A 13,451-nucleotide genomic window follows, 5' to 3' on the forward strand; every position below is an offset into this window, starting at 1 on the left:
CTTACCTCAAAGTTAAGGACTAATGGGGCTTACACACTTTTTTAGGACAGTATCGGTAAAAGAAAACAAAGAACAATGGAGCCTTACACCATCACAAAAGTCGGCATTTATTTCGGAAATGCTATCATCAGAGTCGGGTATTAATGAACTGATTCGAGTATTATTTGGATACCTTTTCGAAGCAAGAACATGCTCTTTTTGGGACACTACCAAGAATCATGATAAGGTTGTTATCCGAAACTCCTCTGTATATCAGTCGGAGACTTTGTACCGCGAATCACGTGAAGAAGGCTCGTTCTTCTTTTTGTCTGTGGATTCCGCTTCTTATTTTCTCTATTCTTTTAGTCCGGACCTCTTCAGGAGTATTGAAAAAGCTATCCAATCTGATTTGTTAAAGTGATAACCCTGATTTGGAGGGGCGTCTGCCTTCTGTGTGGTATTATGCCGAGAGTCTCCTGACGGGAGGGATTGATGCTCTGAGAAAAGTTGATCTCACGGTACTGTGTGGTCGCAATTACGGCAAAAATGGGAATGCTTTTGATCCTGAGAGCTCCCTCTCTAATACTTACTTTTGGGGATTAGGTAGAAGGTGTATGCTGCTGGTTTTGGATGTGGGTATACTTACTTATGGGGATGCCCTGTTTTGTTATTTAAGAGATATATCAGAATGATTTTCAATGCCCTTTTAAATAATAAATGTTTTTGTTTCAGGCGCTTAAAATCCATCATCTGCGTTAAAGAAGTATTTTTTTGATAGATTTTTTTATTTGTGAACAGTGTTCTTGATTTATGCCGAAAAACACATCTTTTAGGTATTGATTGCAATGTGGACATTGCACTAACTTTGTTCCCAGAAATCTTTACTTAATAACCATCTATGAAAAAACTTGACCTGATCATTTATGCATTCTTATGCATTATGGCAACGTCTCTGGGCTCTTGTGTCCAAGATGTAATGGATGAGCCGACACTATCTGTCTCTCATGAGGGAGATTTGCTCATCCCGAGTGAGGGTAAAGAGGTAATCATCCCCATCCTCACCAACCAACCCAACTGGCAGTCGATAAGCAATGCCGACTGGCTTACGTTGAGATCCGCAGGAAATAATCTCCTGGTCGATGTAAAACCCAATACTTCCGTAGTAGAGCGTATCGCTCGCATTGTGGTAGTGGCCGGAGCCAAGAGTGTGGATATCTCTGTACTCCAGTCTTCGGAGGCTGTCCCCACGATAGAGCTTGATCCTCTCTCTCTGGATGCCAAGCGATCTGCCGGGGAGTATCGTGTCTCTGTGCGGAGCAATACGGACGATTGGACGATAGATAAGCCTGCCGAGGCAGACTGGGTGAGACTTTTTGCCCGTCCACGCTACGGCGAAGTCGTCATCTATCTTGATGAAAATAAGAGTAGTACAACTCGCTCTTGCAAGCTCACGTTGCGAAACGGTAACACCATGAAGACTTTTGAGGTGCGTCAGGAGGGGTATCCCTACTTCTTCCTACCTTATATGGTCTGGGGCTCCAACCTCCGCGATGCCGAGGCTTTTGAGGAGGATAGATTCAGCCGTATGACATCTCGTCCGAGACAAGCCAATCCTTTGACCGGTATCAGAGAGATCCCGGACTTTGGATTTTCGACTGTGAGCTCTGCTTTCCAACAAGTGAGGTATGAGTACCTCAATCTCGGGACTTCCTTTTTGTACAAGTCTACCCTGATAGCTTCAGACAAGAGAGTCCTTGAGGGGGCTGACTTCAAAAGATTTTTGGCAGACGAACACTATGTCTCCAAGGAGGGTATCACGTCTACCGAGTCTGTCTCGTACTACGAAAACAAAGAAAAGAAGATCAATCTGCAGGTGAGCACGCCTAAGGACTCTAAGGAGGCTTACTTGATCTTTACCCCCATTGTCGAGCAGGACAAGGCTTACAGTATGCCCGAAAGTCTGCCCCTGGGGTACCCTATCTCCCGTGGCAGTATGAGGGAGGATGTGGAGAGATGGGAGAAGGACAATGGAGGGGAGCTCTCCGATGCCATTTCTGAAGTTTTGGGACAGCCCTTTTATTTTGCTCCTCGTCCGTATTATTCACGTCAGTACCTGTTTGATGCGGACTCAAACAAGAAGTTGGACACTGTATTTTTTACACTGGATCCCGAGTATAGAGGCATGTATAGGTATGGAGGTCTGACCTTTGTTACGAGAGAGTTTGACGCCATCATCCGTGCGGCCGGATTCAAGTATCATTCCTATGACATGCGCAGAGGGGTTTACTTCTATCACAATGAAGATAAGGGGCTTCGTCTGGCTGTCATCCTCATGCGTATGGGTGGTATGGAACTCACAAGGTGTCAGATCAACCTTTTGGGCCAAACAGAATAAGTCTTCACAGTAATATCGATAAAAACTTATAGATATGAATAATATAACCAAAACAGTATGGCGGTTGGCCATCCTGCTTGTCGGTGGTTTTACTTTGTTCGCCTGTACCAAGCAGCAGGCTGAAGAGCTGTCAAGGCTTTCTTTGAGTGAGACCCAACCGATACATTTACCTCATACAGTGTCTGAGACTACGATCTCGGTGACAGCCTCTTCAGGAGCTTGGACGGCTTTCCCTGAAAAAGACTGGATCCGAGTGACCAAAAAAGGCGACAAGCTCGGAGTCAAAGTCTCTGCCAACGCTGATACTCGCCCTCGCAGTGCCAAGGTGCAGGTTTCTCTGGCGGGCATCGTCAAGGAGCTCGAAGTGGTGCAGGAAGGCAGTCCTTTGGAGTTTATAGCTCAGAAAGAGGTTGAGTTTGGACAGTTTGGAGGGAATAAGAGGTTCTTTGTCAATGCCACTTCTGCGGATTGGAGCGTCAGTACCTCGTCTCCTTGGCTTCAGGTGACCCCTAATGTCTACCAAGGTGAGATCGTGGTGCATGCCGATGAGAACACGGATAGGACCGCACGTGTCGGAAGCGTGGAGATCAAGGATATGTCCGGAAAAGTGGTGCACTCCGTTGAGGTCCGACAGAAAGAGATACTGTACCACTTCCTGCCCTATCCCGAAGCCGGTGTCAATGCGGAAGTGATTCGCTTGTTTGAAACAGAGCGTTACAGCAGGCTTGTCAATCAACCTGACATGATCGGAAACTTCAATCACTGGGCATATGAAACGGTAAGTCCCATATTCGACTACATCATGTACGATGTGAAAAATGGCAAGTATGTCGGTGCGACGATCTACGCAAAGAATCGGAATGCTGATCATCTCAAGGGAGAGTCAGGCGCAGAGGTGATCGAGTTTTTGAGGCAGAATGGCTATACAAAACAGCTTGATGTTCTATATTATCATCCTGAAACAGAGTGTGAAGTGTGTATCGTTACGACATCTCGAAATCCCAATATAACGTTTTCGTACTATCCAAAGCAGACTCCGTACACATCTTTTGATAAGCTCCCCATAGGTCTCACTCGCTTTTATCAGTTTAAAGTAGTGGATAGGCCGGATGGCGAAAAAGATTATGTCGTGCTTCAGGAAGGGGAGAGCGCAGATCGCATCTTAGCCTATGAAAAGGAACAGGGATGGAATTTTGTACCACCTTATGATCTGAATGACCCGAAGAATGCCGGAGATGACTATGCCACTCAAGAGAAGAAAAGAGATGAGAGCAGTCGAAAGATAAAGGAACCCCTTTTCTTCGGTGCCAAGAGATCCAATCCCGCGCACTGGCGTGAGTTTTACAATTATCTGGTATTTGAAAAGGATGGACTGTACAAGACCTATGAGCTTCACCGCACATACGAGGAGTATGTCAACGACTATGTCGACCCATCGGATCCTTTCTATGGCTCTTGGAGTCGTCGTGTCTCTGGTACTCAGATGGGCGTATGGAGGCGTACTTTCTCAGATCCGCGTATGTTCATGTATGAGTCCGGAGGTGGACTTTATGTGACAAAAGAGTTTCGTCGACTGCTCGCTGAGGAGGGTTTCTTCTTTGATTCTACATTTGACAGAGGGACAGCCTTTGTGTATTTCAACCCCGAGCGAAAACTTGAGTTGATGTTCAGGTATGGTAAGAATCTTGTCGATGGTGATAACAAACCTCGGGTAGTCGTCATGCAGCTTGTACCCAGAGATCCTGATGCTAAGTACTAACTAAGAATGTTTCAACTAATGAAAAAAAATATATTGCTATCAGTATGCCTTCTGATTACGATCTTGATCTCCTGTAAGACATCCCTTGAGGTCAATGAGCTGGATGCTCTTTCGTTATCAGTGGCGGGGACTGTGCTTGTACCGAGTACAGGCAAAGAGATAAATGTCGATGTGAAGACCGATAAACTTGAATGGTCTTATCTCGGAGGTGCAGACTGGATCAAGATATCCAAGGAGGATAATCGCCTGACTCTAAAAGTGACTCCGAATAAAACCTCTTTAAAGCGTACTGTGCCTATTGTGATTATGGCGGGGGAGTCTTCTCAGAGTTTTTCGATAGAGCAGGAAAGTGGTGATGGTCGGGTCAGCCCTGATAAGAACGAAATCACCGTGGATCAGTGGGAGGATCAGATCACTATATCTGTCGAAAGTGAGGGGACTGAATGGGACGTGATTTGTTCGACATCTGATTGGCTGACATACTCCACCAACCCTCGTAAGAGGGAACTCCGTGTGAACCTTTCAGAGAACAAAGATGTCAAGGAGCGTGTCGCAGTCTTTTATATCCGAACGAAGACAGGTCAAGGCAACTATGAAGTCAAACTGACACAAAGTGGAGCCTTATATTATATCCTGCCTTATCCGGGGTTCAATGAGACTGAAAATGAGGTCAAGGCTTTTGAAGACAAGCGTCGCAGTATGCTCATCGGAAAACCATCGGGTGGTACAAACCCTTTGTTTGGGGGGAACTCCAATGTCTGGACTTATGAGACCAAGAGTAAGGCCTTCGGACAGATTCAGTACATCATCGAGCCTGACGAACGCCTGTATCGTTCAGCTATTGTGTGGGCAAGTGATCCTATGTTTTTCAGAAGAGACCGGGAGATCGACAATACGATAGAATTTCTGCTGAAAAATGGATTTACTCTGCGTCGCAATACTACTTATTACAGCGAAAAACTGGAGTGTACTGCTATGCTTGGTATGACAAATGAGGGGTCTTTTATCATGTATACATTCGAACCCAAACAACCTGCTCCGGCTCCTACATTCGGGAAGTTTCCATGGGGAATCCTCGATGAGCCTCGATGGCGTAACTACACCCGACAAGATATCGAAGCGTGGGAAAAAGCCAATGGAGGGACGTTCGTCATGGAAACCAATGATGGGGAGGAAGTCGCCTTGGCTTATTCGTCCAAGGAACATGGTGGGATGATACGTGTATACAAGGTGAGTCTTGAGGAGGATGAGGTAAGGCCCCTCAAGAATGTCATACATGTCTTTAGCGATACATCTCGTGTGTACTATAAGGTCAAAGGAGCTGTCATGCTTACTCAGGAGTTTGCTCAACTTTCTCGATCGGTGGGGTTTGTCTTCCGTTCGTACATCGAATCCCGGATATTTATGTATGAGCACATTAATCGGGGCTTGTACATGGGGGTATACAGATTCCTTGAAGAAGATACCGAAGATCCTAATGTCTTTTTAGAGTATGCTAAGATGGAGTTCCTACCGATCTCAAACGGCGACAGACCTCAAACCGTAGTAGAGCAGATGTTCGAAGCAAAGCGTCAGGATAAGATGGAGGCCTTTGTTTCTGAGGCATTGTCGCGTGCGTTTTATAAATAAAGGAGGTAATAAAAACAAGATATAAACATGAATTTCAATAAAAGTATATACTGTTTGTGTGCTTTGGCTCTACTGGTCTCCACCGGTTGTAGTCGGGATATAGAGATCTTCGAAGAGCAGATACCCACTCATAACAGTCCCGAGGTCTTCAATGCCGGTCGGACGAGTGGATTTTTTACAGATGTTGTACGAGTGAAGTTTACTCCTGAGTTGGCAAACCGTATAGAGGGTAGTCTGCGCGCTACGACATCAGGGTTGCGTTCGACAGAAGGAGAGATCAACGACTTCTTGCTGGGCATTAAGGCTCTTAAGGTCACAAGGGTCTTCCCTCACGCAGGTAAGTATGAGTCTCGCCAGCGTAAAGCCGGACTTCACTTGTGGTATGATATAAGTATCGATGATAAAAATTCTGACACCCCTCAGATCGCATTGCAGAGAGCCATGAACGTGGTGAGAAGTCTTTCGGGTGTTCAGGTTGCCGAAGAAGTGAGAGTGTTGAAGACGCCCACGACTCGGTATATCATCGAGGAACCCTCTGTAAAGGTTCGGAATATTTCCTCTGTCAGCAGGTTCAATGACCCCGAATTACCAAAGCAGTGGCATTATCACAACAATGGCACTCTCCTCCGATCCAAAGCCGGTGCCGATATAAACCTTTTTGAGGCTTGGAAGATAGAGACAGGTAAGCCCAATGTCATCGTGGGCATTACCGATGGTGGTATAGATTATCTGCATGAAGATTTGCATGATAATATGTATGTCAATGAGCAGGAGTTGAACGGTGAAGAGGGCATCGATGATGATCAGAACGGTTTTGTAGATGATGTCTACGGGTACAACTTTGTGCTTGACTCAGGTGATATTTCTTTCCACGAGCATGGCACTCATGTCGCAGGTACCGTTGCAGCTCGCAACAACAACGGTGTTGGAGTGGCAGGAGTAGCAGGAGGTGATGGCTCTCAGGGATCTGGAGTGAAGTTGATGTCGTGTCAGATGTTTCACCAAAATGAAGAGGGACGTACTCTCTCCAGCGGCGGTGCTCGTGCTATCGTCTATGCCGCCAACAATGGAGCGGTGATCAGTCAGAACTCATGGGGGTATGTCGATAATGGCTTGCCACAGTCCCTTCAGCAGTCAGATAGAGAGGCGATCGACTACTTCATCCGCTATGCCGGATGTGATGAGCAGGGCAACCAGCGTCCTGACTCGCCCATGAGGGGGGGAGTAGTGATATTTGCCGCAGGCAACGACGGCAAGGATATCATCTCTTATCCCGGAGCGTATGCCGAAGTGGTCTCTGTATCCTCAATGGCTCCGGACTTTACTGCTGCTTACTACAGCAATAGAGGCAACTGGGTATCCATCATGGCACCGGGAGGTAGCCTCTTCTACTCAAAAGGAGAGATCTTGAGCACACTGCCTGATAATAGGTACGGATACATGCAGGGTACGTCTATGGCTTGCCCACATGTCTCAGGTATAGCTGCGCTTATTGTGTCCAAGTACGGAGGTCCCGGCTTCACCAATGAAGAACTCAAGCGCAGATTGAAAACTGCCGTCCTCCCCTATGATATAGATGAGCGCAATCCGGACTACAAAAAGAGGCTCGGTGCCGGCTATATAGATGCTGCCCGTGCCCTTGCCTCCCCTGAGGGAAACAAAGCTCCTGAGGGAGTCGGGGAAATAGCTTCCGAAGCGACTTTTACAGGTATAGAGTTGAGTTGGGATGTGTCTCGAGACGAAAACGACGGTACAGCGTACAGCTACAATCTGTACTACAGTTCTGTTGAGATTGATGAGACCAATTACAAGAAAGCTCTCAAGATTGATGTCATCGGCTCACGAGAGGTCGGGCAGAAGGTCCGATACACCCACAAAGGCCTACGCCCCAGTACTAAATACTACTATGCCGTAGAGGCGTTGGATAGATGGGGTGCACAGAGCAGCTCGATTGCTTTTGCAGCTGTGACTACTTTGAATAATTCAGCTCCTGTCCTTACCCTTAAGGATGAGTCTACTATCCGTATCACAGGAAATGAGCAGGCTACTTGCAAGATCCTTGTGTCAGAACCGGAGGGGCAAGACTGGACTTATGCTATCGAGGGTGAAGGCTACGATGTCAAGCATAGGGTTTCAGGTAAGGGTGAGATCGAACTCACGTTCAGGGTCTCCAGACCTTCGGGTAAGTACAAGCTCTCTCTGGGAGTCACCGATGCTCTTGGTCTGACATCATACATCTATGTCCCTTTTGAATTTTATCAAAATCATGCTCCTCGCGTCCTCAGACCTCTCGACAAGGCTGTCGTATCCAAAGGAAAAGTCAAAGTGTTTGACCTGACTCAATATTTTGGAGATGATGATAAGGACGAACTCACATATACCATAGATGTACTCAATCCGGACATCGTCTCGGCCGGAATCTCCAATGGAAAGTTGTCTGTGACTCCACGCAGTACCGGCGTTGCCGGTCTTAGTATCACCGCTACCGATCCCATGGGCTTGGCTGTCAAAGTTGGGATGACCATACAGGTGGTACCTGAGGGGGTGGTACAGATGGTATATCCGACACTTGTCAAGGATGAGCTCAATGTCCGCATCACAGATGGGGTCGGGCGTGTCTATGTCACGATACTTACACCTTCTGGTCGCCCTATCGTCGCAGAGCAGACTTTCACCCTCGATAAAGAACCTCTTATCAAGCTTGATGTCTCGAACCTTTCTTCAGGCAACTATGTCCTTTTGGTGGAGAGCAAGGACGAACGTTTCACACAGTCATTTATTAAACGCTGATTATGATAAAGACATTCAATAGACTATTCACGATATTTGCGCTATTCAGTGGAGTTGCATCCGTAGCAGCACACGCTCAGGACAATAACCCAATCTTGAACTTCGGCACCGATGTCCGATCTGCCGGGATGGGCGACGTCATCTTCCCTCACTCGGGGGCACCGCTTCTACACTCCAACCCTTCACTGATCTTTATGCAGAAAGATCGTGATCTCCATGTCGGGTATTCTTTCGGAGCTACTCATAAGGGGACAACCCAAGGACAGATCCAGACCTACCATGCCACATCCATAGGTTATCGTCTTGGCGGAAGACATGCTCTTTTTGGAGGAGCGAGGTATTGGAGGGGCCCCAAGACTATTTACCTCAATAACATGGGTGCAAAAATGGGTGAAGTCTATCCTGCCGATGCGACGTTGGATCTGGGATACACCTTCAAGGTATGCTCTCACTTCTCAGTGTACTCCTCTTTGACTTATCTCAATACATATAGCTCTCGTACAGGTCATGCATTTGCGATGAGCCTGGGTGCCAACTACAATGCTGTCCTCACGGGTGTGAAGTCCGGAGTCTATGGTGTGAGTATCTCTCTATCCAATATAGGTACGGATATCACTTATCCAAGGGATAAAGGCAGCCGCAGTCAGTTGCCATCCCTCTTTGGGGTATCTTCGGCTATGACCATGGGGGTGTTGGGAGACCATCTCCTCACTTTCGGTGCAGCCTATGGGTATCGATTTTTACCCTCTGTGGCACGACTCCATACTGTTGGAGGAGGCATAGAGTATGCTATGCCCGACATCGTTTCTTTACGCGTCGGGGGACAGTATGAGCCCGGCAACAGTCATATGACATTGGGGCTCGGTCGCAAGTTTGGTGCTTTTGGCATCGATTTGGCATACACCATGGGTATGTACCCGGAGTTCAACCTGCTACGTGCAGGGTTTACGCTGTCTATCTGATATTCTAACTATAAACGAAACAATCTATGAGATTATATAATTTTTTCAGGCTCTTGAGTATCACTGCCTTTATCCTTTCCCTGTCTACATCATGTGGTAAGACACGTCCCGATGACCCGAATCTTTCACCGGAGCCGGGGACTATAACCCCGAGTCCTTCTCCTGGTGAAGACTCAAACAGCGATGAGTCCAAGGTCGATCCATCTACAGGTCTTGAGGTGAAGACCATTACTTTTGATGTCAGTGCCTACGATACGTTCGTGTACTTCTCATTCAAGAACGGACTCGTATATATTTCGGACGAACAAAGTAAGGATCTCCTCAACTGGGATATGGCTTTTCACCGTGCAGATATCCGTACCAATAGTGGTGAAAGTTCTGCTATCGGTGCTAAAGGTGGAGCTTATGAAACTCCTGCGACGGTCTTGTCCGAAAAGGTCGACATCCCTGCTGCCGATAAGTTTGAGACCGATATCCCTTATGTCATAGCAGTCTCACATACCGACGAAGCCGGTGTGCGCCAGGCTTATCGCCCCGTCAGTCCGGTGCTGACGACCAAGACCGTGCCTGTCTTGGACAAGGATGGTAATCCTGTCAGGGGGGCAAATGGGTTCATCAAATATAATATCATCCGCAGAGGAGCCATCGTCATGGACCTGAGCCAGATGCCTCCCGTGATGGAGCTCTCTCGAAAAGTCTATCTGATACGTACTCCTGACGGACAGTATGCCAAAGTCAAGATCACGAAGTACAGCCGCAAGCCCAATACCCCGATGGGGGATCCCGGTCGTCTCCTACGAATGGATTACGTCTACCCGATAAAATAAACACAGAGCATAGCTCCTGTGGGTAAAAATAAGCCTTGTATGCTCGGACATGGATGTGCTTCTGGGGGCAAGTGCTCCCAAATACGATAATTTCAGATCTTTTTGGAATCTTTCTTTTTGAGAAACAGTGTCGTGAGTTGTGCTTACGACACTGTTTTTTTGTCTCAAGAAAAAAGGTTGTCTAAGGTTCAAAATCAAGTTGTCTAACTTGATGAATCGATATGTCTAACTTGATACATCAAGTTAGACAACCTTTTTGTCCTTTTGTTCTGATCTCTTATTGAGGGAGTTGGCGCGGCTGAAAATATTTGCATATCCATCGGGTATTGACCTCTCTCGTTGATTTTATAGTCTAAGCACTATAGGGCTCAATATCAGATGGTTGGTGTTATAAAGAACCCTCGCGTATGGACACGGTAGGGCCGATGATTTTCTTGCCGGAGTATGGTTCGCTCTTTTTACTATTTGTTTATTGTAAATGTAATTATTATGTTTGCAATAAAGTCTTTTGTGGCTTATGAAGAAAGATGGAATAATGAATCCCTTTGTGGTCGGCCGATATGTTTCGGATACCTATTTTTGTGACCGTGAGACTGAGACTGCATTTTTGCTAAAGCAGATTGAGAACGGTCGCAACGTGGCGATGATCTCTCCCAGACGTATGGGAAAGACAGGTTTGATACGGCATTGTTTTGCTCAGGATAGAGTCCTCGAGTCTTATCATACGTTCTTCATTGACCTATATGCTACGACATCGTTGGCTGAGTTGGTCTATCTGCTGGGAAAAACCATTTATGAAGAGCTGAGGCCCAAAAAGACCGCATGGGCAGAGAAGTTTTTTCACATTATAAGTTCTTTGCGTGTGGGGTTCAAGTTGGATCCACTCTCCGGCCAACCGACATTTGATATAGGACTGGGAGATATACATACGCCACAGGCGACTCTCGATGAGATATTTGAGTATTTGGAGTCCGCCGATAGACCTTGCGTGGTTGCCATCGATGAATTTCAGCAGGTAGGAGAATATGAGGATAAGAGTGTCGAAGCTCTCTTACGTACCAAGATACAGCAGTGCAAGCAGACAATTTTCATCTTTGCCGGTAGTAAACGGCATCTTATGAGCAACATGTTCAACTCTCCTGCCAAGCCTTTTTATCAAAGTGCCATAAGTATCGGACTTGATTCCATACCCGTGGATGTGTATGTAGACTTTGCTGCACGAATGTTTGAGATGAGAGGTAAGAGGGTTGACTCTGAGCTTGTCCGAGAGGTCTATCGGTTGTTTGAGGGTTGTACATGGTTTGTGCAGATGATGATGAACGAACTTTTTGCCCTTACCGCCGATGGTGCCACCTGTGGAATGGATAAGTTGCCGATTGCACGCGAAAATATCATTCAGGTGCAGAGGCACAGTTACAAAGAGCTCCTCTTGAGACTTGCTTCAAGGCAGAAGCTACTGCTTCAGTCCGTTGCACGCGAGGGGCGGGTGAGGGGTATAACCTCGGGTCCTTTCATCAAAAAGTACAATTTGTCATCTGCCAGCTCGGTACAAGCGGCACTCAAGCCATTGTTGAAGTATGACTTTGTGACTCAGGATGGTGAAGAGTATCGGGTATATGATTATTTCTTTGCAGAGTGGCTTGTGAAGGAGTATTGATGTCGTATCACTGATAATATATATCGTAGATATGGAAAGCTCCAACATCGGTATCATAAGTGACTTCATCACTCATCTCAGATATGAGAGGGCAGCATCTGCACATACCCTTAAGGCTTATCAGGGAGACATTGAGAAGTGGCTGAAGATACAGGGCGTCGATCATAAGGATAATGACAAGGTGATGACTTATGTCAAGCAGGTGGATAAGAGAACTGCCCGCAAGAGTGTGTTGATGTTTGCTGACGGGGGAGATTCCCCACGTACGATCCATCGGAGGATGAGTGCTATCCGCTCCCTATATGACTATTTGCTAAAGTTGGGGGAAGTGTCATTCAACCCTTTTACGGCAGTTCAACCACCCAAAAGTAGAAAGACCCTTCCTCCATTTGTGGATGCCAATACCCTTTCCTCTCACATCGAGACTCTCTATCGGGATTTTGAGGAAAGTGTCGATGGAGATGCAGATGAGAGTTGGCGTATGCTTGAAGATGCATTTATTACAGACCTCTTATTTCAGACCGGGATGAGGCGTGCCGAACTTCTCTCTCTTGCCCTCTCTGACATAGATATGGAGCGGGGACAACTGAAAGTTTTGGGGAAGAGGAAAAAAGAGAGAATTATACCATTTGGCACTTTGCTTCTTGAGAAAATAAAGTTATATTTGCGCTATAGAGATGACCGGAATCCGACGACAGATCTCCTCATAATCAACACTAAAGGAACTCCCGTCAGAGAAAAGTATATATATGATGTGGTGCGTCGGGCACTTGCACCTTTGGAGCACTATACAAAAAAAAGTCCCCACGTGTTGAGACACAGTTTTGCATCTGCCCTCCTCAACGACGGAGCCGACCTTATGAATGTGAGAGAACTGTTGGGACATGAGTCGATTTCGACTACCGCGATCTATACACACACCACGTTTGAGGAACTCAAGCGAATGTATAACGCTCATCCAAGAGCACAAAAAAAAGAGTCAAAATCATGAAGCTAAGAGTACAACACATCAATTTTGAAGCGACTGAAAAGCTCATTCAGTATACAGAGAAAAAAGTAGGCAAGTTAGAGAAGTTTTATGCTGATATCATCAATGCTGAAGTGCTCCTTAGTGTAGAGAAACCTGAAACCAATAACAACAAATCTGCGAAAGTGACCTTGATGGTCAAGGATGATACCTTATTTGCCGAAAAAAACGCAGATACCTTTGAAGAGGCTGTGAATCACGCATGTGAAGCCTTGGAGAAGCAGTTGAGCAAATATAAAGAGAAACTAAAGGGGAAATAAATAATCCGAAACATTTGCAGATTAAAAATTAATCCTTAACTTTGCAACCGATTCGCCTCTTTAATCCATTGGTGAAGGTTGGCGGATCGGTTGTTATTAGACAATGTAAATGATGCCTCTTTAGCTCAGTTGGCCAGAGCACGTGATTTGTAATCTCGGGGTCGTT

General features: G+C 46.3%; 9 protein-coding genes. All 9 read left to right on the top strand.

Annotated features, from left to right (window positions below):
* Nucleotides 1-919 precede the first annotated feature (919 nt).
* The 9 genes from Q4A14_RS07505 (at nt 920) to raiA (ending at nt 13,285) form a co-directional block, all read left to right on the top strand.
* Complete coding sequence (locus tag Q4A14_RS07505) at nt 920-2,374, top strand: BACON domain-containing protein (RefSeq protein ID WP_303171129.1); 1,455 nt, start codon at nt 920-922, stop codon at nt 2,372-2,374.
* 34 nt (nt 2,375-2,408) lie between these two features.
* Nucleotides 2,409-4,133, top strand: coding sequence for a BACON domain-containing protein (locus Q4A14_RS07510; RefSeq protein WP_303171131.1), 1,725 nt, complete (start codon nt 2,409-2,411; stop codon nt 4,131-4,133).
* Nucleotides 4,134-4,151: 18 nt separating this feature from the next.
* On the top strand, nt 4,152-5,762 hold the full coding sequence (locus Q4A14_RS07515) for a BACON domain-containing carbohydrate-binding protein (protein WP_303171133.1): 1,611 nt from the start codon (nt 4,152-4,154) through the stop codon (nt 5,760-5,762).
* 27 nt (nt 5,763-5,789) lie between these two features.
* Nucleotides 5,790-8,552: a S8 family serine peptidase gene (locus Q4A14_RS07520; protein ID WP_303171134.1), complete on the top strand. Its 2,763-nt coding sequence runs from the start codon at nt 5,790-5,792 to the stop codon at nt 8,550-8,552.
* A 2-nt stretch (nt 8,553-8,554) separates the two neighbouring features.
* The gene (locus tag Q4A14_RS07525) at nt 8,555-9,514 is read left to right on the top strand and encodes a PorV/PorQ family protein (protein ID WP_303171136.1); all 960 of its coding nucleotides are present in this window, start codon (nt 8,555-8,557) and stop codon (nt 9,512-9,514) included.
* 26 nt (nt 9,515-9,540) lie between these two features.
* Nucleotides 9,541-10,341, top strand: coding sequence for an HmuY family protein (locus tag Q4A14_RS07530; RefSeq protein ID WP_303171137.1), 801 nt, complete (start codon nt 9,541-9,543; stop codon nt 10,339-10,341).
* Nucleotides 10,342-10,858: 517 nt separating this feature from the next.
* On the top strand, nt 10,859-11,998 hold the full coding sequence (locus tag Q4A14_RS07535) for an ATP-binding protein (RefSeq protein WP_303171139.1): 1,140 nt from the start codon (nt 10,859-10,861) through the stop codon (nt 11,996-11,998).
* Nucleotides 11,999-12,029: 31 nt separating this feature from the next.
* Nucleotides 12,030-12,989 carry a tyrosine-type recombinase/integrase gene (locus Q4A14_RS07540; protein ID WP_303171140.1) on the top strand — a complete coding sequence of 320 codons (960 nt, stop codon included), beginning with the start codon at nt 12,030-12,032 and terminating at the stop codon, nt 12,987-12,989.
* On the top strand, nt 12,986-13,285 hold the full coding sequence (gene raiA, locus Q4A14_RS07545) for a ribosome-associated translation inhibitor RaiA (RefSeq protein WP_303171142.1): 300 nt from the start codon (nt 12,986-12,988) through the stop codon (nt 13,283-13,285). The genes Q4A14_RS07540 and raiA overlap by 4 nt, the downstream gene beginning before the upstream one ends.
* Nucleotides 13,286-13,451 lie beyond the last annotated feature (166 nt).

It is taken from the genome of Porphyromonas sp., from assembly GCF_030529325.1.
Lineage (GTDB): Bacteria > Bacteroidota > Bacteroidia > Bacteroidales > Porphyromonadaceae > Porphyromonas_A.

Bases quoted from the DNA above. Each gene is read 5' to 3' on its own strand.
- Q4A14_RS07505 (WP_303171129.1), top strand. From the start codon at position 920: ATGGCAACGTCTCTGGGCTCTTGTGTCCAAGATGTAATGGATGAGCCG.
- Q4A14_RS07510 (WP_303171131.1), top strand. From the start codon at position 2,409: ATGAATAATATAACCAAAACAGTATGGCGGTTGGCCATCCTGCTTGTC.
- Q4A14_RS07515 (WP_303171133.1), top strand. From the start codon at position 4,152: ATGAAAAAAAATATATTGCTATCAGTATGCCTTCTGATTACGATCTTG.
- Q4A14_RS07520 (WP_303171134.1), top strand. From the start codon at position 5,790: ATGAATTTCAATAAAAGTATATACTGTTTGTGTGCTTTGGCTCTACTG.
- Q4A14_RS07525 (WP_303171136.1), top strand. From the start codon at position 8,555: ATGATAAAGACATTCAATAGACTATTCACGATATTTGCGCTATTCAGT.
- Q4A14_RS07530 (WP_303171137.1), top strand. From the start codon at position 9,541: ATGAGATTATATAATTTTTTCAGGCTCTTGAGTATCACTGCCTTTATC.
- Q4A14_RS07535 (WP_303171139.1), top strand. From the start codon at position 10,859: ATGAAGAAAGATGGAATAATGAATCCCTTTGTGGTCGGCCGATATGTT.
- Q4A14_RS07540 (WP_303171140.1), top strand. From the start codon at position 12,030: ATGGAAAGCTCCAACATCGGTATCATAAGTGACTTCATCACTCATCTC.
- raiA (WP_303171142.1), top strand. From the start codon at position 12,986: ATGAAGCTAAGAGTACAACACATCAATTTTGAAGCGACTGAAAAGCTC.